This is a genomic window from Streptomyces sp. NPDC057682, assembly GCF_042799575.1.
Classification (GTDB): domain Bacteria; phylum Actinomycetota; class Actinomycetes; order Streptomycetales; family Streptomycetaceae; genus Streptomyces.
Genome location: NZ_JBHVIN010000007.1, coordinates 372,325 through 395,339 on the forward strand (window position 1 = coordinate 372,325; position 23,015 = coordinate 395,339).

Here is a 23,015-nt window from a genome sequence, read left to right on the forward strand (position 1 = left end):
GGGCCGTGGGGCCCGTGGGCCGGGTGGACCGGCTGGGACCGCACGGAGCGGGGGTGCCCGAGCACCGTACGCGAGCGCAAGGGAGAGCCGTCATGACGGACGCGTCGTCCGCGCCGATCTGTTCCCACCTCGACCAGGTGCGGAGCGTCCCTCCGGACAGTCCCGACTCCTGCCCGCAGTGCGTGGCGCAGGGGGACAGCTGGGTGCATCTGCGCATGTGCCAGAGCTGCGGGCACGTGGGCTGCTGCGATTCCTCGCGCAACCAGCACGCCACCGCCCATTTCCGCGCCTCGGGACATCCGCTGGTCCGCTCCTACGAACCGGGCGAGACCTGGTGGTGGTGCTACGAGGACCAGGTGACCTTCGACGTGGACGGCGTCGGCCCCGCGCGGGAGGCCTGAGCGGCACGGCCCCGGCGGGTCCGGGGCTCAGCGCTGGGCGGCCAACGCCTCCTCGAACTCCACGTACGCGTGCGCGTCGAAGAGCACGAACCGCACCTCCTCGACGGGCGGCGCGGCCTCGGCCAGCACGGTGCGCACGGCGATGCGCGCGCCGTCGTCCATGGGCCAGCCGTAGATGCCGGTGGAGACCGCGGGGAAGGCGACCGTCCGCGCGCCCAGCTCCGCCGCGACCTTCAGCGATTCGCGGTAGCAGGACTCCAGGAGGGCCGAGCGGTCCTCGGCGCTGCTGTAGACCGGTCCGACCGTGTGGACGACCCAGCGGGCGTCGAGCCGTCCGGCGGTGGTGGCGACGGCCTGCCCGGTGGCCAGTCCCCTGCCGTACGTCGAGGCGCGCAGATCGCGGCAGGCGGCCAGGATCTCCGGGCCGCCCCTGCGGTGGATCGCCCCGTCGACTCCGCCGCCGCCGAGCAGGGAGGAGTTCGCGGCGTTGACGACGACATCGACGGACTGCTGGGTGATGTCGCCCCGGACGAGGGTGACGGCGACGGTGGAAGGTGTGCGCATGAGGCCATTCTGCCGTTGCGGAACGGGCCGTGGGGGCCGGTGGGGCAGGCCGGTCGTCACCGGCGGGCGGCCGGCCCCGTCTCCCGCAGCCGCCGCCAGACGGCCTTCGCCGCGTGGTGTCCGGACATGCCGTGCACCCCGGGGCCGGGCGGGGTCGCCGAGGAGCAGATGTAGACCGACGGATGCGCGGTCGCGTACGGAATCCGGGCGAGCCGGGGGCGGATGACGGTCTGGAGTCCGGCGAAGGCCCCGCAGGCGACGTCGCCGTCCACGTAGTTGGCGTTGCGGGCGGCGAGCCGGGGCGGGCCGGCGACCGCGCGGGCGAGCACCAGATCGCGGAAGCCGGGGGCGAAGCGCTCCAGTTGGCGTTCGATGACGTCGGTGGCGTCGCCCTCCCAGCCCGCCGGGACGTGTCCGTACGCCCAGAAGACGTGCTTGCCCTCCGGGGCGCGGGACGGGTCGAAGAGGCTGGGCTGGGCGGTGATGAGGAAGGGCACGCTCGGGTCGCGGCCGGTGACGGCGGCACGGAGCGCGGCGTCGATCTCGCCGGCCGTGGGGCCGATGTGGACCGTGCCGGCGCGGCGGGCCTCCTCGGCGGTCCAGGGGACGGGGCCCGAGAGCGCGTAGTCGATCTTGAAGCAGGAGGCGCCGTAGCGGTATCCCCGGTAGGCGCGGCCGAGTCCGGCGATCCGGGCGAGCGCGGTCGGCGAGGTGTCGAAGACGTAGGCGCGGGCGGGCGGCAGTTCGTCCAGCCGCTTGACCTCGGTGCCGGTGCGGATGACGCCGCCCTGCTCCCGGAGGTACCCGGCGAGGGCGTCGGAGATGGACTGGGAGCCGCCGCGCGGCACCGGCCAGCCCCGCTCGTGGGCGGCGAGGGCGAAGAGCAGGGCGATGCCGCCGGTCGCGAGGCCGCTGGTGGGCGCGATGGCGTGGGCGGCGAGTCCGGCGAGCAGACCGCGGGCCTTCTCGCCCCGGAAGCGGCGGGAGAGCAGCGTGGCGGGCTGGATCGCGTCGAGTCCGAAGCGGACCCAGCGGTAGGGGTCGCGGGGCAGTCCGTCCCACGGGGTGCGCAGGAAGTCCTGGGCGAGGGTGTCCCAGTGGCCGATGTAGGGCTCGACCAGCCGTCGGTAGGCGCCCGCGTCGCGCGGGCCGAGCGCCATGGCGGTCTCCCCCACCGAGGAGGCCAGCACGGCCGCGGTGCCGTCCGGGAAGGGGTGGGCGAGCGCCAGATCGGGCTGGATCCATTCCAGGCCGTGGCGGGCGAGCGGCATCGTGTCGAAGGCGGGCGAGCCGATGCCCAGCGGATGGACGGCCGAGCAGGGGTCGTGCCGGAAGCCCGGCAGCGTCAGCTCCTCCGTGCGCGCCCCGCCGCCGACGGTCGCTCCGGCCTCGAAGACCTCCACGGCATAGCCCCTGCGGGCCAGTTCGACCGCGGCGGTCAGTCCATTGGGGCCCGCCCCCACGACGACTGCATCGAGCATCGACGGCACCTTCGGACTCCTTTGTCAGCCGACGGTCTGGGCACCCAGGATATTCGCAGGCACCGACAGCGGGGGCGCGGGTAGGGTCACCGACCGATGACCACTCCACGTTCCGCCTCTCCGCAGCCGTCCGCCCCCGCCGCACCGTCCGATGCCTCCGTGCCGCCCCGGATCGCGGCCATGGCCGAGCAGTTGACCGGCGTCGCCGGAATCCGGGCGGTCGCGCTCGGCGGCAGCCGGGCCCGGGGCACCCACCGTCCGGACTCCGACTGGGACCTCGGGCTGTACTACCGGGGCGCGCCGGACCTCGCCGCGCTGACCGCGCTGGCCTCGGAGTTCCAGGGTTCGCCCGTCGAAATCGCCGGTCCGGGCGGCTGGGGCCCCTGGGTCGACGGCGGCGCCTGGCTGCGCGTGGACAACGTCCAGGTGGACTGGATCCTCCGCGATCTGGACCGCGTCGAATCCGTCTGGGCCGACTGCCGCGAGGGCCGCTTCGAGGTGGGGATCCAGCCCGGCCATCCGCTCGGCTTCTGGTCCCCCGCGTATCCGGGCGAGGTCGCGCTCGCCCGCGTGCTGGCGGATCCGCACGGCGAATTGACGGAACTGCGACGGCAGACCGCCGTATATCCGGAACCGCTGCGCAGGGCGCTGGCCGACGCGGCCTGGGAGGCGGACTTCTCGGTCGCGGCGGCCGCCAAGTCGGCCGGTTCGGACGACCGGCTCCATGTGTCGCTCTGCCTGTCCCGGGCCTTCGGCGTCCTGGCCCAGTCCCTGCACGCCCATCACCGCACCTGGTGCCTCAACGAGAAGGGCGCGCTGGCCGCCGCGGCGGCCCTCCCCGACACCCCGGCGGGCTTCGCCGAGCGGGTCGGCGAGGCCCTGCGGGGGCTGGACACCGCGGCGGTGGAGTCGGCCGGGCGGATCGTGCGCGACGTGCGCGGGATGCTGTCGGCGCGGTCGGCCTGATCCCGGCCGGCCCCTTCCCGGCCGGGGCGCGCGGTTCAGTCCTGCTTGATGGCCTCGACGCTGCGGGCCAGCAGGGCGCGCAGGGTGTCGCGCTCCTGCGGCGTGAACGCGTCCGCGAGGCGGCGTTCGATCCGTACGGCCTGCTCGTCGGCCAGCCGCAGCACCTCGGACCCGGCGTCCGTCAGACGGGTCTCCAGCATCTTCTGATGCCACGGGTGCACCGATCGGGCGATCAGGCCGCGCTCCTCCAGATGCTTGAGCACCGCCGCCATCGCCTGCGGGGTCACCAGACAGGCGCGGGCCAGCGCCGCTCCCGACATCCCCGGGTTGCCGTCCAGGGCGAACAGCGCCGCGTACTGCGCGACGCTCAGATCGACACCCCTCAGCGCGGCGCTCTTGGCGGCCATCAGGGCCTGTTCTGCGCGTTTGATGTCCGCGCCGAGGCGTTCACCGGCGGTCATTCCCATGCCCGCGAGCGTACAGGCCCGCTCATGAAGCAAGGATCGATCACATATAAGGCATGGGCTGACCATAAAGCCCTTGATATAACTCAACCCATGGATACTGAACATCTGCGCCACCCCGCCCCCGAGGTCGTCGACCGGACCGTTCTCATCACCGGCGCCACCCAGGGGCTCGGCCTCCACCTCGCCCGGGATCTGGCCGGACGAGGCGCGACCCTGCTGCTGCACGGGCGCGACCGGGGGCGGCTCGACCGGGCGGCCGCCGAGGTGCGGACCGTCTCGGGCGGCAGGGCACCGGTGCGCACCTACCTCGCCGATCTCTCCGACCTGGACCAGGTCCGTGCCCTGGCCGCACGGGTGCGGGCCGCCGAGCCCCGCCTCGACGTCCTGGTGAACAACGCGGTGGCCGGCGGCGGCTCCGAGCCGCTGCGCCGCGAGCTGAGTGCGCAGGGCCATGAGCTGCGCTTCGCCGTCAACCATCTGGCGCCGCAGGTGCTCACCCGGGAACTCCTGCCGCTGCTGAGGGCCTCCGCCCCGGCGCGGGTCGTACAGGTCGCCTCGGTCGGGCAGTCACCCGTCGACTTCGACGACGTGATGATGGAGCGCGGTTACGAGGGCCTGGAGGCCTACTGCCGCAGCAAGCTCGCGCTGATCATGTCCACCTTCGACCTGGCCGCCGAGGAGACGCCCGGAACCGGAGTCACGTTCAACGCCCTCCACCCCGCCCACCTCATGGACACCGAAGGGGTCAGGGCGTACGGGCTGACGCCGGCCGTCCCCGTCGAGGAGGGCGTGCGCCCGACAGTGCGGCTGATCACCGACCCGGCGCTCGCCGGGGTCAGCGGCCGTTACTTCGACCGCTTCACGGACGCCCCCGCCCATGCCCAGGCGTACGACCCGTCGGCCCGCGCCCGTCTCGCCGCCCTCACCCGCGAGCTGCTGGCCCGCTGAGGCGCCCGCGCGTTCGCGCCGCTCAGGCCCCGGTGCGCAGCGCGCTGAGCACACGGTCGGCGGTCGCCCGGTCGCGGGCGGCGGTGAAGGGCAGCGCGTTGCCGCCGGTGATACGGAAGGGCTCGCCGGACAGCGTGGCCTGGTGGCCGCCCGCCTCGGCGACCAGGAGCAGGCCCGCCGCGTGGTCCCAGGCGTACTCCCAGTTGAACGCGACGGCCTCGATCTCGCCCCGGGCGACGGCCAGGTATTCGAGCCCGGCCGAACCGCAGGGGCGGGGCTCGATGCCGTCGGTGTTCAGGCCCAGCAGGGCCCGCTTCTGCGCGTCCGTCGTGTAGTCGGGATGCGACATGGCGACCCGGAGCGCGGCGTCGGGGGCGGGCGAGCCGGAGCGTATGGGGGCGCCGTCGACCACGGCCCCGCCGCCGCGCACGGCGACGGCCATCGTGTCGAGGGCGGCGGCGTACGTCCAGGAGGCCAGCAGCTCGCCCCGGTGGGCGAGGGCGACCAGGGTGCAGAATCCCGTCTCGCCCCGTACGAACTGGCGGGTGCCGTCCACCGGGTCGACGATCCACACGGGGGCCTCGCCACTCAGCGCCTCGTACACCGCCGGATCGGCGTGCACGGCCTCCTCGCCGACGACCACGGAGCGGGGCAGGATCCGGCTCAGGGAGGCGGTGAGGTGCTGCTCGGCCAGCCGGTCGGCCGTCGTGACCAGGTCGTGCGGTCCGTTCTTCTCGACGATCTCGTCGTCGGTGAGCTGCCGGTGGCGCGGCATGATCTCGGCGGCGGCCGCTGCGCGGACCGCCGCCTCGACGTCGGACAAGTCCCCGGCGAGAAAGTCATCGATCATGCCCTCCAGCTAAGCACGGGGCTCCGGGGCGCCGGCGGCCCGGTCATGGCCGGGAGGTGGCCGGGGAACGGCGGGTGCGCGGAGGGTGCCCCTCCCGCCGCGCACCCGCCGCCCTCCCGACGGTCCGGGGTCAGCCGGCGTACTGGGCGAGGACCTTCGTGTACTCCCAGGGCTGCTGGGAGACGCCGGAGCAGCTGTCGGCGCCGCCGCCGGTGCACGGCCGGTCGCGGTTGAGCGACCAGAACGTCAGCCGGGCGAGGTGGCGCTGCTGCGCGTAGGCGAGGATGGTCCGGAAGTGGGCGACCGTGATCGTCTCGTTGTTGTCGGTGATGCCGTTCATCGAGGAGATGCCGGTGTGCCGGTAGGCCGCGTCGTCGGAGTAGCCGTAGGCGTTCTTGACGGTGTTCTTCAGCCCCTCGGCCGCCCGGACGGTGAGCGCGCCCATGTCCTGGCCGGCGCCGCCGAAGTTGAACGGCATGATCGTCCAGCTGTCCACGGTGAGGCCGGAGGCGGCGGCCTTGCGGATCAGGCTGTCGTCGGGGCCGTTCTGGCCGGTGCCGAAGGTGACGTAGATCTTGATGCCGGGGTTGGCGGCCCGCACGGTCTTCAGCGCGTCGACGGTGCGCTGCTGGACGGTGGCGCTGTCGTAGGCCTCGGCCTCGATGTCGATGTCGATGGCCTTGAGCCCGTAGGCGTTGATCACCTTCTGGTAGGCGGCGGCCAGTTCGCCCGCGCTGGAGCAGGAGCTCTCCAGCTTGTTGCCGCTCCAGCCGCCGAACGACGGGATGACGTCCCCGCCGGCGGCGCGGACGGTGTTGACGGTCTGCTGGTCGACGCCGCCGGTGAGCGGTCTGCCGCCGTCCCACTGCGGGTTGCAGTAGCCGTTGCTCAGGACGAAGGCGAGCGTGAACCACTTGACACCGGTGGCGCTCATGACGGTGGCCGGGTTGGGCGGGCTGCCCCAGCCGTTGTACAGGTAGGGGGCGACGGCCATGGCCCCGGCGGGCGGGGTGGTGGGGTCGCCGCCGCCGGTGGGGGCCGTCCATTTCTGGTTGGCGGCGCCGGTGCACGTCCAGATCTGGAGCCGGGTGCCGTTGGCCGAGCTGTTGCCCGTGGCGTCCAGACACTTGTCGGCCTGCGGGTTGACGATGTCCCTGGCCGCCGTGACCGTCCACTTCTGCGCCGCCGAACCGTTGCAGTCCCACAGCTGGACCACGGTGCCGCTCGCGGTCCCGCCGGACGCCACGTCCAGGCATTTGCCGAGTGCCTTGATGCTGCCGTCCGTGCCGACGTCCCACTGCTGGGCGGTGCTGCCGTTGCAGTCGTAGAGCTGTACGGCGGTGCCGTTGGCCGTGCCCGCGCCGGCCACGTCCACGCACTTGCCCGCGATCCCGGTGATCTGACCGGCCGCGGCGGCGGCGCCCTGGGCGGGGGTGCCGGTCAGTCCGGCCAGCAGGACGGCGGCGGCCCCGGCGCCGAGCAGTCCGCGCACGGCGGAGGCACGACCGTGCAGGAAGCGATGGGCCGTCACTTGTTCACCGTCCACTTCTGGTTGGCGGTGCCGGCGCAGGTCCAGATCTGGAGCCGAGTGCCGTTGGCCGAGATGTTGCCCGTGGCGTCCAGACACTTGTCGGCCTGCGGATTGACGATGTCCTTCGCCCCCGTGACCGTCCACTTCTGCGCCGCCGAACCGTTGCAGTCCCACAGCTGGACCACGGTCCCGTCGGCCGTTCCCCCGGACGCCACGTCGAGGCACTTGCCGAGGGCGCGGATGCTGCCGTCGGCGTTCACGCTCCACTTCTGCGCGTTGCTGCCGTTGCAGTCGTAGAGCTGTACGGGGGTGCCGTTGGCGGTCGACGCCCCGGCCACGTCCACGCACTTGCCCGCGATCCCGGTGATGGTGCCGCCGGTCTGCGGCTGGCTGTCACCGGTGGTCACCCGCACGTGGTCGACGACGAGTTGCTGCGGGAACGCGGTGTTGCCGTCCGGGTCGCCGGGCCAGTAGCCGCCGACGGCGAGGTTGAGGATGAGGAAGAAGGGCTTGTTGAAGACCCAGGTCCGGCCGGCCGTGTCGGCGGGGGTGCGGCGCTGGTAGACGGTGCCGTCCACGGACCAGGAGATGGAGTCGGGTGCCCAGTCGATGGCGAAGGTGTGGAAGGCGTCGGCGAAGGCCTGCCCGTTCGGCAGGGTGTAGCCCGCGCCGATCCCGCCGGAGCCGGAGTATCCGGGGCCGTGGAGTGTGCCGTGCACGGTGGACGGTTCGAAGCCGACGTTCTCCATGATGTCGATCTCGCCGGAGTTGGGCCAGCCGACCTGTCCGATGTCGTCGCCGAGCATCCAGAACGCGGGCCACATGCCCTGGCCGCGCGGGATCTTCATCCGCGCCTCGACATGGCCGTACGCCTGGGTGAACCGGCCGGAGGTGTTGAGCCGTGCGGAGGTGTACTGACAGGTGCCGTACCAGCACTGGTAGTTGGAGGGGTTCTCCTTGCGGGCGGTGATGACCAGGTGGCCCTGGCCGTCGAGCGCGGCGTTCTTGTTGCCCGAGGTGTAGTACTGCCGCTCGTGGTTGTTGACGTTGTCGCCGGTCTCGATGAGCCACTTGCCGCCGTCGACCGCGGATCCGGCGGCGCCGTCGAATTCATCGGCGAAAGTGGTGACGGCGGCGGCCTGCACCGCGGGGGCCGGGGCGGCCGACGCGGCGGAGGGGCCGCCGGCCAGGGCCGTGGTGACCAGGGCGAGGGTGAGAACCGGGAGTACGGCGTGGAGCAGCCGCTTCGAACGGCGTGGGGAGTCCATGACTCTCCCTTCCGGGGGGGGTGTGGGGAGGGGAAGGGGCTTCGCCATGCGCATGTCATTCATTCACATGACGGAAGCAGAGCGCGCACTTAGTTCAGTAGGTGATTTAAGAAGTGAAGGAAGCGGGTGTCAAGGGTCTGGTCCATACCACGGGCCGGACGGGTGGATACGCGGCCGACCGAGTAGACCCCGAGACGTCGGAGTAAACCCCGAGGCGTCGGCGTTATGTCCGTTCGGACCGGTTCATAGGCTTGGGTCCCGGACGGAAACTGGAGGCATGGCTGTGCACGGTGAGTACAAGGTGCCCGGCGGCAAGCTCGTCGTGGTGGATCTGGACGTACGGGGCGGGGCCCTGCGCGACGTACGGGTGGCAGGCGATTTCTTCCTGGAGCCGGACGAGGCGATCCTCGCCATCGACGCCGCGCTGGAGGGCGCCCCGGCCACCACCGACACCACCGGGCTGGCCGCCCGGATCGACGCGGCGCTCCCCGAGTCGACGGTGATGCTCGGTCTCACCTCCGAGGGCGTCGCCGTCGCCGTACGCCGGGCGCTGGCGCACGCCACCGAGTGGAGCGACTACGACTGGCAGCTCATCCACGACGCGCCGCAGTCCCCCGCCCTCCATATGGCGCTCGACGAGGTCATCACGGCCGAGGTCGCGGCGGGCACCCGTCCGCCGACACTCCGGGTGTGGGAGTGGGACTCCCCCGCCGTGATCATCGGCAGCTTCCAGTCGCTGCGCAACGAGGTCGATCCGGAGGGAGTGGAACGCCACGGGGTCACCGTCGTCCGCCGCGTCTCCGGCGGCGGCGCGATGTTCGCGGAACCGGCCAGCACCATCACGTACTCCCTGGCGGTCCCGCAGTCCCTCGTCTCCGGGCTCTCCTTCGCCGACAGCTACGCGTATCTGGACGACTGGGTCCTCGAAGCCCTCGGCGACATGGGCATCAAGGCGTGGTACCAGCCGCTCAACGACATCGCGACCGAGGTCGGAAAGATCGCGGGCGCGGCGCAGAAGCGCGTGGTGGGGCCCGACGGCGGCCCCGGAGCGGTGCTGCACCATGTGACCATGTCGTACGACATCGACGCCGACAAGATGCTCGAAGTGCTGCGCATCGGCCGGGAGAAGATGTCCGACAAGGGCACGAAGAGCGCCAAGAAGCGCGTCGACCCGCTGCGCCGGCAGACGGGGCTCCCCCGGCACACCGTCATCGAGCGCATGATCGAGTCCTTCCGTCGGCGGCACGGTCTCACCCGGGGCGCGGTGACGCCGGGCGAGCTGGCCCGCGCCGAGGAACTCGTCCGCACCAAGTTCGCGACGCCGGAGTGGACCGCCCGGGTGCCGTGACCGGCACCCTCAGCGCCCGCGCGGCTCGACGAGGCCCGACTCGTAGACGAACACGACGAGTTGGGCCCGGTCGCGGGCGCCGAGCTTGGTCATGGCGCGGCTGATGTGGGTCTTGGCGGTGAACGGGCTGATGACCATGTGGGCAGCGATCTCCTCGTTGGTCAGACCGCGCGCCGCCAGGGCGCTGACCTCGCGTTCGCGGCGGGTCAGGGTCTCGAAGCCCGGGGCACTCGCCCGGTCGGGCGGCCTGGCGACGAACTCCCCGATCAGCCGGCGGGTGACGGCGGGCGAGAGCAGCGCGTCGCCGCGCGCCGCGACCCGGACGGCCCGGAGCAGTTCGGCCGGTTCGGTGTCCTTGAGCAGAAAGCCCGCGGCCCCGGCCCGCAGCGCGTCGAACACGTACTCGTCCAGCCCGTAGTTGGTGAGGATCACCACGTGGACACCGCCGAGGCGGGGGTCGGCGGCGATCTCCCGGGTGGCCTCGATCCCGGTCATCACGGGCATCTGTACGTCGACGAGGGCGACGTCGGGCGTGTGCAGCCGGGCCAGTTCCACCCCGGCGCGCCCGTTCTCCGCCTCACCGACGACCTCGATGCCGTCCTCCGCGTCGAGCAGCGCCCGGAATCCGGCCCGCATCAGGGCCTGGTCGTCCACGATGAGCACCCGGAGCGGGGCGTCCTCGCCGCTCATCCGGCGGATCCGGTCGCGGGGAGCGGGAGTTCGGCGCGCACGGCGAAGCCTCCGGCGCGGCGCGGGGCGGCGGCGAGGGTGCCGCCGAGCGCGGCGACCCGCTCGCGCATGCCGGTGAGGCCGGTGCCGGCGGTGATCGTGTCGCCGGGGCCGCAGGGGCCCCGGTCCTCGACGCGCACGGTCAGGGCCGTGGGCCCGTAGGAGAGGGCGACGGTGGTCGGGGCCCGGTCGGCGTGGCGGGCGACGTTGGTCAGGGCCTCCTGCACGATCCGGTACGCGGTGCGGTCCACGGCGGCGGGGAGCGGGCGCTCGTGGCCGGTGACGGTGACCGCGAGGGTGATGCCCGCGCCCCGGGCGCGGTCGGCGAGTTCGCCGATGCGGTCGAGCCCGCTGCCCGGTCCGGCCGCCTCGGTGCGGAGCACCTCCAGGGTGGCGCGCAGTTCGCGCATCGCCTCCCCGCTCGCCTCCTGGATGGCGAGGAGTGCCGGCTCCACCTCGGTGCCGCGTTTGCGGGCGAGATGGACGGCGACACCGGCCTGGAGTTTGACGATGGAGATGGAGTGGGTCAGCGAATCGTGCAACTCCCGGGCGATCCGCAGCCGTTCCTCGCCGGCCCGGCGCAACGCGGCCTCCTCCCGGCCGCGTTCGGCGTCCAGGGCCCGCTGCTCGGTCTGGCGGAGGTACGCCTGCCAGTTCTTGTCGATGAGCCCGGTGACCCCGGCGCACAGGAACCAGCCCAGGAGCAGCAGGGTCCGTTCCACGACGCCCTCGACGGCCGGCTCCGCCGTGAGCAGGACGGTGAAGTAGCCGCCGAGGAAGAGGGCACCGGCCGTCGTCCCCCAGCCGCGGTGTCCGCTGCGGGCGGCGGCGTGCACGGCGGCCAGGACGGGAAAGGCCGCCCAGCTGCCGGGGCGGTCGTGGAGGACGTAGCCGAACAGGGCGAGCGTGGTGACCGTCAGCACGGCGCGCGGGGAGCGGCGGTGCTCCACCAGGGCCAGCGATCCCCCCGCGATCAGCACGAGGTCCAGGGCGTCCGGGTCGGAGGCCGCCAGGGCGGCGGCGACGACCGCCGCGCCGATCGCGGCCGCGAGCCCCGCGTCGAGCAGCCGGGCGCGGAGCGCGGCCCGGTCGCCGCGGGGCGGGCCGGCTCGGCGTCCCCCGGTCGTGGTGCTGTCCGTGTCCCCCGTCATGTGCGGCACACTAACTCCCGTACGGCGGACGGGGCATCGCCCCGGGGGACGGGCCCGCCGCTACTCCCCGGGGAGTAGTTCCGGCCCGCCGCCGGTCGCCGGGCAGCAGCCCGCGGTGCCTCCGGCGGTACGACGACGGGGCGCCGGTGCGGGGGCGAGCATCGTCGCCATGACCGGACCCTTCCGCTACACCTCACCCGAACCTCCGAAGTCCGCGACCGGCGTGGTCGCGGACGTGTACGCCCAGATGTCCACCGACTTCGGGATCGACCGGGCGGCGACCTTCGTCGTTCTGTCGGCCTCCCCTCCGCTGCTCACCTCGGCCTGGGCGCTGCTGCGCGAGACGCTGCTGGCCGGACACGTGTCCCGTACGGACAAGGAGGTGGTGGCGGCCGGGGTGTCGCTCGCCAACCGCTGTCCGTTCTGCGTGGACGCGCACACGGTGCTGCTGCACGCCACGGGCGACCACCGGCTGGCCGAGACCATCGCGCGGGGCGGTGTGCCGGACGATCCCGGCCACCGGGCGCTGCTGGCCTGGGGCAAGGACATGAGCACCCCGCCGCCGTTCCCGGGTGCCGACGCGCCCGAACTGATCGGCACCGCGCTCGCGTTCCACTTCATCAACCGGATCGTCTCGGCACTGCTGACGGAGAGCATGCTGCCGATGGGGCTCCAGCGGATCCGCTGTGTGCGGAGCGTGGCGGGCCGCGCGCTGTCGCGTACGGTGCGGCGCACCCCGGTCGCCGGGCTGAGCCTGCCCCTGCTGGAGACCGAGGGCGAGGCGCCCGCCTGGGCGGGCGGTACTCCGGCCGGGACCGCGTTCGGCGCGCTGCGCACGGCGGCGGAAACGGGCGCGGGTCTGCTGAGCGACGAGGACGCGGCGCTGGTCCGCGCGTCGGTGGCGTCCTGGGACGGTGTCACCCCGCTGCCCCTGACCGGCGCGGAGCTGCCGGACCGGGCGGAGCGGCCGGGCGCCCGGCTGGCGGTGCTCGCGGCGCGGGCCCCGTACCGGATCACGGACGAGGACGTGGCCGCCTGGCTTGCGCCCCCGTTCACCGACCACTGCCTCGTCCATCTGATCGCCTTCGGCGCGATGCTCGCCGTCGGACGGGTCGAGGCCACGCTCACCACGGATGCGAGGGACCACGCGTGAACGTCGCCGAAGCCTGGAACGGCCCGCTCGGGGCGCACTGGGCGGCCCACCCGGACCGCTACGACGCCATGCTCGGCGGATTCGACGCCGCGCTGTTCGAGGCGGCGGGCATCCGCGCCGGGGAGCGGGTGGTGGACATCGGCTGCGGCAGCGGCCACACCGCCAGGACGGCCGCGCTGCGGGCACCGGGGGTCGAGGTCTCCGGCGTCGACCTCTCGGAGCCGCTGCTCGACGCCGCCCGCGCGCTGACCGATGCCGACCGGTTCCCCCGTGTCACCTACCGGCTGGCGGACGCGCAGACCTGCGCCTTCGAGCCCGGTGCCTACGATCTGGCGCTCAGCCGGGGCGGGGTGATGTTCTTCGCCGACCCGGTCGCCGCGTTCACGAACATCGCGGGAGCGCTGCGGCCGGGCGGCCGGCTGGTGTTCCTCTGTCCCCGGCCGGCGCCGGTGGAGGGCGAGGAGAGCCGGACACTCCGCACCCTGTCCGCCTTGCTGGGCCGGGAGCATCCGGGCGGCAATCCGGTGGCGGAGGCGATGGCGTCGCTGTCGGAGCCGGACCGGGTCCGCGCGGTGCTGGGCGCCTCGGGGTTCGCGGACATCACCGTCCGGGGCGTCGACGCGCGGACCTGGTGGGGGAAGGACGCGGCCGACGCGGTGGCGTTCCACCTCTCGCGCACCCACGGCCTCGCCGTCTCCGAGGCCACCGAAGCGGCGATGGAGGAGGTGTTCCGGCCGTACGAGTCACCGCACGGGGTGCTGCTGCGGGCCGGGGTCTGGGTGGTGACGGCGCACCGCCCCTGAGCGTCACGGGGTGCGCCGCTCCCCGCCTCCCGCGAATCCCGGCGGCCGGTGGCCGGCCCAGCGGAGCTCGGCCTCCAGTTGGGCGGCGAGGGATATCAGGGTCTCCTCGCTCCGGGAGGGGCCGAGGAGCTGCGCGCCGACGGGGAGACCGTCCGGGGTGAACCCTGCGGGGACGTTGACACCGGGCCAGCCCAGGACGTTCCACGGCCAGGCGTACGGGCAGGCCTCGGCGATCGCCACATCGGTGCGCCAGGCGCTCAGCCCGTCGAAGCGGCCGATCCGGGGCGGGGGCAGGGCGGTCGTCGGGGTGAGCAGCACGTCGAAGCCGGGTCCGGAGCGGCCCCGGGGCGGGTGGAACAGTGCCCCGATCCTGCGGTGCTGGCGCACCTCACGGGCACGGGCCGCCCGCACGATCCGGCCGCCGAGACGGGTGCCGGTGCGCAGGGCGCTGCGGGTACGGGGGTCCAGCAGCGCCGGTTCGGGGTGGCGGGCGGCGAGTTCGGCGATGCCGGCGGTGGCGCGGGGCACGAAGCCGAGGCCGATGAGCCCGTAGCGGGGGCGCGCCTCCTCGACGTCGTGGCCGAGCCGGGCCAGGGTCTCGGCGAGCGCGGTGACGGCACGCCGGATGTCGGGGTGGGGCGCGGCGCGCGTGAGGGTCAGCGGAGGCCGCCAGGCGAGCGCGATGCGCAGCCGGCCGGGTTCGCGGCGGGCGGCCTCGGCGGCCCGGACGGGCGGCGGGCGGTGCGGGTCGTCGGGATGGGGCCCGGCGACGGCGTCCAGCAGCAGGGCCGCGTCCTCGACGGTGCGGGCCAGCGGGCCGTTGACGGTGAGCCCCTGGAAGGCGTCGCCGTGCGGATGGACGGAGATCCGGCCGCGCTGCGGTTTGATGCCGACGAGGTGGGTCCAGGCGGCGGGGATGCGGACGGAGCCCGCGCCGTCCGAGCCGAGCGCGGCGGGCACGAGCCCCGCGGCGACGGCCGCCGCCGAACCGCCCGAGGAGCCGCCGGGGGTGTGGGCGGTGTTCCACGGATTGCGGGTGGCGCCGAACGCGGGCCCCTCCGTGAACGGCCACTGCCCCAGCTCGCAGGAGTGCGTCTTGCCCACGACGACCGCGCCCGCGGCCCGCAGCCGCCGCACCGCCTCGCTGTCGGCAGTCGCGGGCGGCCGTTCCCCCGCGCATCCGAAGTGCGTGGGCAGCCCCGCCACATCGGTGTCGTCCTTCACCGCGACGGGCACCCCGAGCAGGGGCAGCCGCTCCCCCGCCGCGAGCCGGCGGTCCGCCTCCTCGGCCTCGGCCCGCGCCGCCTCTTCCCGCAGATGCCGGAAGGCGTTGATCCGCCCCTGGCTCTGCGCGATCCGCTCCAGCGCCCCGGCCACCAGCCGCGCCGATGTCGTCTCCCCCGCCGCGAGCGCCCGCACACTGCCGGCCAGCCCGGCCTCCACCCCGGTGGACCGCTCTGAGGACATCGGCTCCTGCCTCCCTCGTACCGCGCCGGACGGGGCATCTGACCGCCGGACGGATGCCTCGGCGGACGCCCGTACGGACTTACCGGAGAGTAACGAGCGGGGGCGGGGGGCTCAAGGGCGAGGGCCCGCTGTCCGTGCCGCTTGTTACGTTCCCGTACGGGGCGGGCCGTGCGGACGCGCGCCCGGACGGCGAACGAGCGAGTGGGCGGAACACAGGGAGTTCGAGGGCGATTTCGAGACGCATCCGACGGTGCGGCCGGTCGCGGATCATGGACGTCCGGGCACCGGGACGGCGTACGAGGCGCTGGAGCGGTGGGCCGGGGCGCACGGCATGAAGCTCACGCGCATCCTGCTCGACCACGGCGCGCGTCCGTCCCGCAACGCCCGCCGCGCCACCGACGGGCCCGCGCACGAACGCTTCGCCACCCGGCGCTGCCCGCGCGCCTCGTCACCCCCTACGGCTGCACGGTGATCTCCCCGATCCCCGTGCCGAGGCCCGCGCAGTGGGCGGTCGACTGGCCGGACCGGCCCGGGTCGAGGGTGACGTGCTCGCCGTCGACGTCGGGGGACCAGCCGCAGACGAGGTGGACCCAGAAGGTCTGCGGGGAGTTGCCGTTGTTCCGGCACAGCGCGTAGCCGGTGTAGTCGTCGACGGCGTGCTTGCCGGTGTCGCAGGAGAGGCCGGGCGGGGTGGCCGCCGGGGCCGCGGCGGTGGCGGCGGTCAGACCGGTGGAGAGGGCGAGTGCGGTGGTCAGCCCGGCGACGGCGGCGACGCGGGACAGGCGGTTCAGCGGTGTGGTCATGGTTCCCTCTCGGTCGTACACGGTCGGTGCGTGGCAACCGTCCCCCTGTCCGGGCGACCGAAAACCGCCCGGAACGTCACGCTGCGTGCACGGGGTGCGGGTCCGGTCCGCGCGGGCGGGCGGCTCGCCGCCGACGTACGCTCGAATGACCGAAGGCAGACCCGCACACTCCCGCCACGACCTTTCGAGGAGGCGAACGTGACCGGTTCACACCTCGGCACCCGCCCGGCGGCCTGGACGGCCGCCCTGGTACTCGGCGTCACCGCAGGCGGCGTCATCGGCGGTGGCGTGGCCCACGCGGAGGACATCGACACGCTCTCCGCGCAGCAGATCGCCGACCGCTCCCGCGACGCGCTGCTCGGCGTGGAGTCCCTGCACCTGAGTTCCGAGGGGAAGCTCTCCGAGGGCGGGACGTCCACCTCCCTGGAGCTGACCCTGGACCGCGACGGCAACTGCAACGGCTCGGTCGACCTGGGGAGCGACCAGGGCTCCGCGCTCGTCGTGAAGCGCGGCGACGACATCTGGATCAAACCCGACGCCGACTTCTGGAAGAACCAGGTCCCCAACGGCGGGACGACGTTCGCCGCGATCATCGGCGACCGCTACGTCAAGGGCAAGGCCGACGACCCCCGGCTCCGTGCCGTGACGAAGACCTGCGATCTCAACACCTTCCAGAAACTCGTCAGCGACAACGCCAACGACGACACCGGCACCCTCAACAAGGGGGAGAAGACCACCGTCGACGGGGCCCCGGTGATCCCGCTGACCCGCATGCGCGACGGCACCACCCTCACGGTGGACGTCGCCGCCACCGGCAAGCCGTACCCGCTGCGCCTGAGCGTGCGGGGCAACGGCGCCGACGCGGTGGTGAACCTCTCCGCCTTCGGCGATCCGGTGCCCAGGAACACGCCGTCGCCGAGCGAGACGTTCGATCTCAGCGCGTTGCTGGGGCGCACGGACAATCCGGTGTGAGGGGCCCTCAGCCCGTCAGCGCGGGGATGACCTCGGCTCCGTACGCGTCGATGGTCGCCTCGCGGGCGTCGTGCATGTTGTAGACGGCGAACTGGTCGACGCCCAGGTCGCGCAGGACGCGCAGCTTCTCGATGTGCGCCTCCGGCGGGCCCAGCAGACAGAAGCGGTCGACGATCTCGTCGGGCACGAAGGCGGTGTCGGGGTTGCCGGCGCGGCCGTGGTGGCTGTAGTCGTACCCGGCGCGTCCGGCGATGTACGCGGTGAGGGCCTCGGGGACGAGGCCGGAGTGCTCGCCGTAGCGCGAGACCAGGTCGGCGACGTGGTTGCCGACCATGCCGCCGAACCAGCGGCACTGCTCCCGGGCGTGGGCGAGGTCGTCCCCGACGTACGCGGGGGCGGCGACGCAGATGGTGACGGCGTCGGGGTCCCGGCCCGCCCCGGCGGCCGCGTCCCGCACGGCCTTGATCATCCACTCGGTGAGGAAGGGGTCGGCGAGCTGGAGGATGAAGCCGTCGGCCTTCCGCCCGGCCAGGGCGAGGGCCTTGGGTCCGTACGCGCCCATCCAGACGGGCAGTCTCCCGTTCCTGATCCAGGGGATCCGGACCGGCTGTCCGTCGATCAGCGCCTCCCGCCCCTCGGCGAGGTCGCGGATGGCGTCGATGGCCTCGCCGAGGCGGGCGAGGGTGTTGGGGTGGCGTCCGGCGACGCGCATCGCGGAGTCGCCCCGGCCGATGCCGCAGACCGTGCGGTTGCCGTACATCTCGTTGAGCGTGGCGAAGGTGGAGGCGGTCACCTCCCAGGTGCGGGTGCCGGGGTTGGTCACCATGGGCCCCACGACGAGGCGTTCGGTGTGTTCGAGGATGCGGCTGTAGATGACGAAGGGCTCCTGCCAGAGCACCGCCGAGTCGAAGGTCCAGCCGTAGCGGAAGCCGTTGCGTTCGGCGCGGCGCATCAGGCCGACCACGGCCGAGGCGGGCGGGTCCGTCTGGAGTACGAGTCCGAAGTCCATGCCGGTTGCTCCTGGTGTGGGAGATGACAGGGGGCCGCCCTCGCGCTCCTGCGGTGCGGGGGCGCGCGCGGGCGGGCGGGGTTCCGGGGTGCCGGTCGGGCGGAGCGGTGCGGACGATCCTTCCACAGGGGGGCATACCGGACCGTGCACCGACCCGTCCGGGATGCGCGTCGCGCGGGAGCGGGGTGCGTGCGCGGAGGGGGCCGCGCGCGGCGGGCCGTCTCCCGGCGCACCCCGCGGCTCAGTTGGCGTACTGGCACAGACCGCGGGGCACGTACGTCCCGTGGCCGGGCCGGCCGACGTACGCGCGGTCCTCGATGACGACGGTGCCCCGTGACAGGACGGTCTCGACCCGGCCGGTGACGCGTTTGCCCTCGTAGGCCGAGTAGTCGACGTTCATGTGGTGGGTGGCGGCGGAGATCGTCTGCTGGGCCCTGGGGTCGTAGACGACGATGTCGGCGTCGGAGCCGGGCGCGATGGTGCCCTTCTTCGGGTAGAGGCCGAACATCCGGGCCGGGGCCGCGCAGGCGATCTCGATCCAGCGGCGGCGGCCGATACGGCCGTCGACGACGGCCTGGTGCAGCAGGTCCATACGGTTCTCGACGCCGGGCATGCCGTTGGGGATCTTCGAGAAGTCGCCGAGGCCCTTCTCCTTCTGGCCCTTGAAGCAGAACGGGCAGTGGTCCGTGGACACCACCTGGAGGTCGTCCGTCCGCAGCCCCCGCCACAGGACCTCCTGGTGCTCCTTGGGGCGCAGCGGCGTGGAGCACACGTACTTGGCGCCCTCGAAGCCGGGCTCGGCCAGGTTGTCCGTGGACAGGAAGAGGTACTGGGGACAGGTCTCGCCGAAGACCGGCAGTCCCTCGCCCCGGGCGCGCGCGAGTTCGGCGACGGCCTCCCGGGCGGAGACGTGCACCACGTAGAGGGGGGCTCCGGCGACCTGGCTGAGCCGGATCACCCGGTGGGTGGCCTCCGCCTCCAGCAGGGCCTTGCGGACCTCCCCGTGGTGGCGCGGGTCGCGTTCGCCGCGCGCCAGCGCCTGTTCGACCAGGACGTCGATGGCCAGGCCGTTCTCCGCGTGGGTCATGACCAGTCCGCCGTTGGACGCGGCGCGCTGCATGGCGCGCAGGATCTGGCCGTCGTCGGAGAAGAAGACCCCGGGGTAGGCGGTGAACAGTTTGAACGAGGTGACCCCGGACGCGACGAGAGCGTCCATCTCCCGGAGGGAGGACTCGTTCACGTCGGACATGATCATGTGGAAGCCGTAGTCGATCGCGCAGACACCGTCCGCCTTCGCGTGCCAGGCGTCGAGCCCTTCGGCGAGTGTGTGCTCCTTGGACTGGATCGCGAAGTCGATGATCGTGGTCGTGCCGCCCCAGGCGGCGGCCCTGGTGCCGGTCTCGAAGGTGTCGGAGGCGTACGTCCCGCCGAAGGGCATCTCCATGTGGGTGTGGCCGTCGACCCCGCCCGGGATCACGTACTTCCCGGTGGCGTCGATGACACGGTCGGCGGTCCAGCCGTGGCTGTCGGGGGTGGCCAGGGCCACCACGCGGCCGCCGTCGATCAGGACGTCGGCGTGCAGTTCGTCGGCGGCGGTGATGACCAGTCCGCCGGTGATGAGGGTGCGTGCCAAGGCTTCTGCTCCATTCGCGTCGGGTCGGGGCCGTTCACTCATGAGCCGCCGTCGGGAGGTACGCGGGCCGGCGCGGCGCACCCCGCTCGGTCTACGCACGTAGACAGAGGGCGTGCTGAAGAACGTAGGAGTGGGGTACCCACTGTGGCAATACCGCCTCCGCACACCGCTGAAGACGGTGCGGTTTCACCCGTCCGGCGCTGCGGGCCCCGGGCGGCGCGTCCGTCGCCCCGCGTACCCCCGGTTCACTCGTGCGGGCGGAACCCCGGTGCGGGGAGCGGTGGTTCGGCCCCGGGCGGCGAGCTCCGCCCTACCGTCACTCCATGATCAGAAACGGATTCATCGTCACGGCCGCCGCCTGCGCCGCCCTCGCCACCGTGCTCCCGGGCGCCTCGGCCGCGTCCGACGGCTGGCAGCGGGTCGGTACGGGCATCACCGGCGGGGTCAGCGGTCTGGCGCTGGTCGAGGGCGCTCCGGCGGGCCGCGACCGGGTCGACGCCGTCGTCGTACGGGACAACAAGGCGGAGGACCAGAGCCGGGTGGCGAGCGTGAGCCTGCGTCCGGGCCGGGCCCCGGTCGTGCGCGAACTGACGTGGCGGGGCGCGCTCCCCAAGGACCTGGAGGCCGTGGACGCCGTGCCCGGCCGGCCGGGCCACTATGTCGCGCTGGCCAGCCGGGGCGAGGCGTACCACTTCGTGGTGGCGGGCGGGCGGGCGACGGTCCGGCGCGGCCCGGTCGCCCTGCCGGGGCGGCACGACGGCGACAACTACGAGGCCTTCGCGCTGCACCTGGACCGCTCGGGGCGGACCTACGCGGTGTGGGCGACCCGGGGCAGCGGCCCGGAGAAGGCGGTCGTCGGCGCGGCCCGGGTGCGCATCGGGGCGGACGGCCTGGAGTTCGGCACGGTGACGGCCCGGCAGGAGTTCTCCGTACCGTTCCCGGACCGGGACGAGGTGCGCCACATCAGCGATCTGAAGGTGCGCGCGGACGGCACGGTCCTGGTGTCGGCGGCCTCCGACCCGAATGTGGACGACGGCCCGTTCGCCTCGGCGGTGTACGAGGCGGGGCGGTTCAGGGTGAACCACGCCCATGACGCGGTGCTGCGGCTCGAACCGGAGGGTTCTCTGGTCCCGCTGGTGCGCTTCACCCGCCGGGACAACCGGAAGATCGAGGCCGTCGCCGCGCTGCCGCGCGGGCTGGGGCTGTGGGGCACGGACGACGAGAACTTCGGGGGGTCGCTGCGGTTCGACCGCGTCGGGCGGTAGCCGGACGGGGCACCGGGCACGACGGGGCGTCGGAGCACTGCGCCTGACGCCTCGTCACAGATCACGGAACGGTGACGGGTCTGGTCCAGATGTCGGGTGCGGTTCATGCGCCCGTCCCGTTCGCGGTGCGGGCCGATCACCCCCGGCCGGGAGTCTCGGCGAGGTGACCGGGCCCCCGAAACGCCCGGTGCCACCGACCGATCCCGGAGGATCACGTGTCCCTTCCGCGCTCCGCACGCACGGCGGCGGCCGTCGCCGCCGTCGCCGCCCTCGCCCTCCCGTTCACCGTCGCCAGCGCCCACGCGCGGGACGCCGCCGCCCCGTACGCCGGGCTCCCGTCCGGCACCAAGAAGGCGAAGACCCTGGTCATCGGGATCGACGGCGCCACCTTCGACGCCTTCGCGCGCGCCGATGTGCCCCGTCTGGACCGGCTGCGCGCCGAGGGTCTGACGGCCCGCAGCAATCTGTACGCCTCGCCCATGGCGCCCACCGTCTCCGGCGCCGGCTGGTCGTCCATCGCCACCGGTGTCTGGCCCGACAAGCACCATGTGACGGACAACGACTTCACGGCCCCGAACTACGGCCGGTACCCGGATTACGCGACCCGGCTGGAGACGGCCGACCCGTCGGTGTCCACGCTCGTGGTCGGCACCTGGAGCCCGATCCCCCAGATCGTGTTCGGGGCGAAGACGGACCTGCGGATCGCCGGCGGCGACGACGAGGGGACCACGGCGAAGGCCGAGGACTACCTCGCGCACGGCAACCCCGACTCCACCTTCGTGCACCTGGACGAGGTCGACGGGGCCGGCCACGGCTCCGGTTCCTCCAGCGACGCCTATCTCAAGGCCCTGCACACCGCCGACACCCAGGTCGGCCGGCTGCTCGACGCCGTCGCCGCCCGTCCGACGTACGCCTCCGAGGACTGGCTCGTCGTCGTCACCGCCGACCACGGCCACACCCCGACCGGCGGTCACGGCGGCAACACCCCGCTGGAGCGAGGCACGTTCGTCCTCGCCCGGGGCGGCGGCATCGCGCCCGGATCGGTCCGCGACGACGTGAAGATCACCGATATCGCGCCCACCGTCCTGCGCCACGAGGGCGTCGCCACCGACCCGGCCTGGGACCTCGACGGTGCCGCGCTCGCCGATCTGCGGCCGGACGCCTTCGACGCGCTGCGCCCGGCACTGCGCACCCGGGTCGACGAGACCGGTCTCGCGGCCGACCTCAAGGGCTGGACGAACACCGCGCCGGACGGCTGGAGCATCGACAACTCCCGGATGCCGTCCGGTGGGGTCACCGAGTGGCGCGGCTGGGCCTTCGCCACCGACGCGTTCTGGTCCAACGCCGAACGCGGCCAGGGCCGTGAGACGAACGTGCGGGCGCGCGACGTCTTCGCGGTGGCCGACTCCGACGAGTGGGACGACAGGGCGCACGCCGCGGGTGCCTTCGACTCCACCCTGGTCAGCCCCGCGTACCGGCTGAACGGCGCGGCCACGGCCACGCTCTCCTTCGCCACGGACTACCGGGTCGACGGTCCGCAGACCGGTGATGTGTACGTGTCCTACGACGACGGCGCCCCGCGGCTCGTCAAGGCCTACCGGGCGAACGCGAACACCGTGGAGCACCTGGAGCTGGCGGTGCCGTCGGGGGCCCGGGAAGCACGGCTGAGCTTCCGGTACACGGGGACGAACAGCGCCTTCTGGACCGTCGACCAGGTCGCCCTGACCCAGCCGAACCCGCCGTCGCAGCTCGCCGTCGCCTCGTTCGGCGCCACCACCCGGCTGCTCGGCCGGCCCGGTTCGCCGTCCGCCTGGAAGGTGACCGCGGACGCCGTGGTGCGGACCGCGCAGGGCCGGCCGGTGAAGGGTGCCGAGGTCACCGCCGAGCTGAGCTGGGAGGGCACGGTGCGCCGGCTCACCGGCATCACGGGGAAGGACGGTTCGGTCCGGCTGAAGGGGACCGTCGCCCCGGGCACCGGTCGGGCGGCGCTGACCGTCACCGGCGTGAGCCACCAGGGCCTCGCGTACTACGGCGAACTCGACCCGGTCCGCGCCCTGGACCTCACCCGCCCCACCGGCCACCGGGGCTGACCCCACGGGGTGGGGGGGGCGCCCCCGCCCCCCCCCCCCCCCCCCCCCCCCCCCCGCCCCCCCCGGGGCCCCGCCCCCCCCCCCCCCCCGCGCCGCCCCCGGCCCCCCCGCCGCCA

22 protein-coding genes are annotated in these 23,015 nt (G+C 73.6%); 10 read left to right on the forward strand and 12 right to left on the reverse strand.

Features of this window, described 5'->3' with window-relative positions:
* Positions 1–92 precede the first annotated feature (92 nt).
* Positions 93–401: a UBP-type zinc finger domain-containing protein gene (locus tag ACFVDM_RS15870; protein WP_383638973.1), complete on the forward strand. Its 309-nt coding sequence runs from the start codon at positions 93–95 to the stop codon at positions 399–401.
* A gap of 27 nt (positions 402–428) precedes the next feature.
* Here ACFVDM_RS15870 and ACFVDM_RS15875 read toward each other — a convergent pair whose 3' ends face one another.
* Both ACFVDM_RS15875 and ACFVDM_RS15880 read right to left on the reverse strand, forming a co-directional pair.
* Positions 429–965, reverse strand: a complete 537-nt coding sequence (locus ACFVDM_RS15875; protein ID WP_383638976.1) for an O-acetyl-ADP-ribose deacetylase — start codon at positions 963–965, stop codon at positions 429–431.
* Positions 966–1,021: 56 nt separating this feature from the next.
* Entirely contained in the window at positions 1,022–2,455 is a 1,434-nt protein-coding gene (locus ACFVDM_RS15880) for a phytoene desaturase family protein (RefSeq protein ID WP_383638980.1), read from the reverse strand.
* Positions 2,456–2,626: 171 nt separating this feature from the next.
* Between ACFVDM_RS15880 and ACFVDM_RS15885 the strand changes: the two genes are divergently transcribed.
* The gene (locus ACFVDM_RS15885; RefSeq protein ID WP_383639165.1) at positions 2,627–3,412 is read left to right on the forward strand and encodes a nucleotidyltransferase domain-containing protein; all 786 of its coding nucleotides are present in this window, start codon (positions 2,627–2,629) and stop codon (positions 3,410–3,412) included.
* 35 nt (positions 3,413–3,447) lie between these two features.
* Here the strand turns inward: ACFVDM_RS15885 and ACFVDM_RS15890 are convergent, their stop codons facing one another.
* Positions 3,448–3,879, reverse strand: coding sequence for a MarR family winged helix-turn-helix transcriptional regulator (locus ACFVDM_RS15890; RefSeq protein WP_383638983.1), 432 nt, complete (start codon positions 3,877–3,879; stop codon positions 3,448–3,450).
* 90 nt (positions 3,880–3,969) lie between these two features.
* Between ACFVDM_RS15890 and ACFVDM_RS15895 the strand changes: the two genes are divergently transcribed.
* Positions 3,970–4,827, forward strand: coding sequence for an SDR family NAD(P)-dependent oxidoreductase (locus ACFVDM_RS15895; RefSeq protein WP_383638986.1), 858 nt, complete (start codon positions 3,970–3,972; stop codon positions 4,825–4,827).
* Positions 4,828–4,849: 22 nt separating this feature from the next.
* Here the strand turns inward: ACFVDM_RS15895 and ACFVDM_RS15900 are convergent, their stop codons facing one another.
* The 3 genes from ACFVDM_RS15900 to ACFVDM_RS15910 form a co-directional block, all read right to left on the reverse strand.
* The gene (locus ACFVDM_RS15900) at positions 4,850–5,677 is read right to left on the reverse strand and encodes an inositol monophosphatase family protein (RefSeq protein ID WP_383638990.1); all 828 of its coding nucleotides are present in this window, start codon (positions 5,675–5,677) and stop codon (positions 4,850–4,852) included.
* A 130-nt stretch (positions 5,678–5,807) separates the two neighbouring features.
* Positions 5,808–7,169 carry a ricin-type beta-trefoil lectin domain protein gene (locus tag ACFVDM_RS15905; RefSeq protein WP_383639168.1) on the reverse strand — a complete coding sequence of 454 codons (1,362 nt, stop codon included), beginning with the start codon at positions 7,167–7,169 and terminating at the stop codon, positions 5,808–5,810.
* Positions 7,170–7,204: 35 nt separating this feature from the next.
* A complete protein-coding gene (locus tag ACFVDM_RS15910) occupies positions 7,205–8,476 on the reverse strand; it encodes a ricin-type beta-trefoil lectin domain protein (protein WP_383638993.1) in 1,272 nt (423 codons plus the stop codon).
* A 283-nt stretch (positions 8,477–8,759) separates the two neighbouring features.
* Between ACFVDM_RS15910 and ACFVDM_RS15915 the strand changes: the two genes are divergently transcribed.
* Positions 8,760–9,824 carry a biotin/lipoate A/B protein ligase family protein gene (locus ACFVDM_RS15915; protein WP_383639171.1) on the forward strand — a complete coding sequence of 355 codons (1,065 nt, stop codon included), beginning with the start codon at positions 8,760–8,762 and terminating at the stop codon, positions 9,822–9,824.
* Between the two features lie 9 nt (positions 9,825–9,833).
* Here ACFVDM_RS15915 and ACFVDM_RS15920 read toward each other — a convergent pair whose 3' ends face one another.
* A complete protein-coding gene (locus ACFVDM_RS15920) occupies positions 9,834–10,514 on the reverse strand; it encodes a response regulator (RefSeq protein ID WP_383638996.1) in 681 nt (226 codons plus the stop codon).
* Positions 10,511–11,704, reverse strand: coding sequence for a sensor histidine kinase (locus ACFVDM_RS15925; RefSeq protein WP_383638999.1), 1,194 nt, complete (start codon positions 11,702–11,704; stop codon positions 10,511–10,513). The genes ACFVDM_RS15920 and ACFVDM_RS15925 overlap by 4 nt, the downstream gene beginning before the upstream one ends.
* A 169-nt stretch (positions 11,705–11,873) precedes the next feature.
* Between ACFVDM_RS15925 and ACFVDM_RS15930 the strand changes: the two genes are divergently transcribed.
* Together ACFVDM_RS15930 and ACFVDM_RS15935 are read left to right on the forward strand one after the other, a co-directional pair.
* Positions 11,874–12,857: a carboxymuconolactone decarboxylase family protein gene (locus ACFVDM_RS15930; RefSeq protein WP_383639002.1), complete on the forward strand. Its 984-nt coding sequence runs from the start codon at positions 11,874–11,876 to the stop codon at positions 12,855–12,857.
* Entirely contained in the window at positions 12,854–13,660 is an 807-nt protein-coding gene (locus tag ACFVDM_RS15935; RefSeq protein ID WP_383639005.1) for a class I SAM-dependent methyltransferase, read from the forward strand. Before ACFVDM_RS15930 ends, ACFVDM_RS15935 begins: the two co-directional genes overlap by 4 nt.
* 3 nt (positions 13,661–13,663) lie before the next feature.
* Here ACFVDM_RS15935 and ACFVDM_RS15940 read toward each other — a convergent pair whose 3' ends face one another.
* Complete coding sequence (locus tag ACFVDM_RS15940; RefSeq protein WP_383639008.1) at positions 13,664–15,127, reverse strand: amidase; 1,464 nt, start codon at positions 15,125–15,127, stop codon at positions 13,664–13,666.
* Between the two features lie 331 nt (positions 15,128–15,458).
* Here ACFVDM_RS15940 and ACFVDM_RS15945 point away from each other — a divergent pair, with 331 nt between their 5' ends.
* Positions 15,459–15,599, forward strand: coding sequence for a hypothetical protein (locus tag ACFVDM_RS15945; RefSeq protein ID WP_383639011.1), 141 nt, complete (start codon positions 15,459–15,461; stop codon positions 15,597–15,599).
* Here ACFVDM_RS15945 and ACFVDM_RS15950 read toward each other — a convergent pair.
* Positions 15,583–15,930, reverse strand: coding sequence for a hypothetical protein (locus tag ACFVDM_RS15950; RefSeq protein WP_383639014.1), 348 nt, complete (start codon positions 15,928–15,930; stop codon positions 15,583–15,585). The genes ACFVDM_RS15945 and ACFVDM_RS15950 overlap by 17 nt on opposite strands.
* A gap of 198 nt (positions 15,931–16,128) precedes the next feature.
* Here ACFVDM_RS15950 and ACFVDM_RS15955 point away from each other — a divergent pair, with 198 nt between their 5' ends.
* A complete protein-coding gene (locus ACFVDM_RS15955) occupies positions 16,129–16,902 on the forward strand; it encodes a hypothetical protein (protein ID WP_383639017.1) in 774 nt (257 codons plus the stop codon).
* Positions 16,903–16,909: 7 nt separating this feature from the next.
* On the opposite strand, the gene ACFVDM_RS15960 is transcribed toward ACFVDM_RS15955, so the two are convergent.
* Both ACFVDM_RS15960 and hydA read right to left on the reverse strand, forming a co-directional pair.
* Entirely contained in the window at positions 16,910–17,911 is a 1,002-nt protein-coding gene (locus tag ACFVDM_RS15960; RefSeq protein ID WP_383639020.1) for a TIGR03842 family LLM class F420-dependent oxidoreductase, read from the reverse strand.
* A gap of 241 nt (positions 17,912–18,152) precedes the next feature.
* Positions 18,153–19,544 (reverse strand): dihydropyrimidinase, encoded by a 1,392-nt coding sequence (gene hydA, locus ACFVDM_RS15965; RefSeq protein WP_383639023.1) that lies wholly within the window; start codon positions 19,542–19,544, stop codon positions 18,153–18,155.
* Between the two features lie 323 nt (positions 19,545–19,867).
* Between hydA and ACFVDM_RS15970 the strand changes: the two genes are divergently transcribed.
* Both ACFVDM_RS15970 and ACFVDM_RS15975 read left to right on the forward strand, forming a co-directional pair.
* Complete coding sequence (locus ACFVDM_RS15970) at positions 19,868–20,809, forward strand: hypothetical protein (protein ID WP_383639025.1); 942 nt, start codon at positions 19,868–19,870, stop codon at positions 20,807–20,809.
* A gap of 215 nt (positions 20,810–21,024) precedes the next feature.
* Positions 21,025–22,899 carry an alkaline phosphatase family protein gene (locus ACFVDM_RS15975; protein ID WP_383639028.1) on the forward strand — a complete coding sequence of 625 codons (1,875 nt, stop codon included), beginning with the start codon at positions 21,025–21,027 and terminating at the stop codon, positions 22,897–22,899.
* Positions 22,900–23,015 lie beyond the last annotated feature (116 nt).

What these genes read in the sequence shown, in the direction of transcription:
- ACFVDM_RS15870 (WP_383638973.1), top strand. Translation starts at nt 93, where the DNA reads ATGACGGACGCGTCGTCCGCGCCGATCTGTTCCCACCTCGACCAGGTG.
- ACFVDM_RS15875 (WP_383638976.1), bottom strand. Translation starts at nt 965, where the DNA reads ATGCGCACACCTTCCACCGTCGCCGTCACCCTCGTCCGGGGCGACATC.
- ACFVDM_RS15885 (WP_383639165.1), top strand. Translation starts at nt 2,627, where the DNA reads ATGGCCGAGCAGTTGACCGGCGTCGCCGGAATCCGGGCGGTCGCGCTC.
- ACFVDM_RS15890 (WP_383638983.1), bottom strand. Translation starts at nt 3,879, where the DNA reads ATGGGAATGACCGCCGGTGAACGCCTCGGCGCGGACATCAAACGCGCA.
- ACFVDM_RS15895 (WP_383638986.1), top strand. Translation starts at nt 3,970, where the DNA reads ATGGATACTGAACATCTGCGCCACCCCGCCCCCGAGGTCGTCGACCGG.
- ACFVDM_RS15900 (WP_383638990.1), bottom strand. Translation starts at nt 5,677, where the DNA reads ATGATCGATGACTTTCTCGCCGGGGACTTGTCCGACGTCGAGGCGGCG.
- ACFVDM_RS15910 (WP_383638993.1), bottom strand. Translation starts at nt 8,476, where the DNA reads ATGGACTCCCCACGCCGTTCGAAGCGGCTGCTCCACGCCGTACTCCCG.
- ACFVDM_RS15920 (WP_383638996.1), bottom strand. Translation starts at nt 10,514, where the DNA reads ATGAGCGGCGAGGACGCCCCGCTCCGGGTGCTCATCGTGGACGACCAG.
- ACFVDM_RS15925 (WP_383638999.1), bottom strand. Translation starts at nt 11,704, where the DNA reads ATGACGGGGGACACGGACAGCACCACGACCGGGGGACGCCGAGCCGGC.
- ACFVDM_RS15930 (WP_383639002.1), top strand. Translation starts at nt 11,874, where the DNA reads ATGACCGGACCCTTCCGCTACACCTCACCCGAACCTCCGAAGTCCGCG.
- ACFVDM_RS15940 (WP_383639008.1), bottom strand. Translation starts at nt 15,127, where the DNA reads ATGTCCTCAGAGCGGTCCACCGGGGTGGAGGCCGGGCTGGCCGGCAGT.
- ACFVDM_RS15945 (WP_383639011.1), top strand. Translation starts at nt 15,459, where the DNA reads ATGAAGCTCACGCGCATCCTGCTCGACCACGGCGCGCGTCCGTCCCGC.
- ACFVDM_RS15950 (WP_383639014.1), bottom strand. Translation starts at nt 15,930, where the DNA reads ATGACCACACCGCTGAACCGCCTGTCCCGCGTCGCCGCCGTCGCCGGG.
- ACFVDM_RS15960 (WP_383639020.1), bottom strand. Translation starts at nt 17,911, where the DNA reads ATGGACTTCGGACTCGTACTCCAGACGGACCCGCCCGCCTCGGCCGTG.
- ACFVDM_RS15970 (WP_383639025.1), top strand. Translation starts at nt 19,868, where the DNA reads ATGATCAGAAACGGATTCATCGTCACGGCCGCCGCCTGCGCCGCCCTC.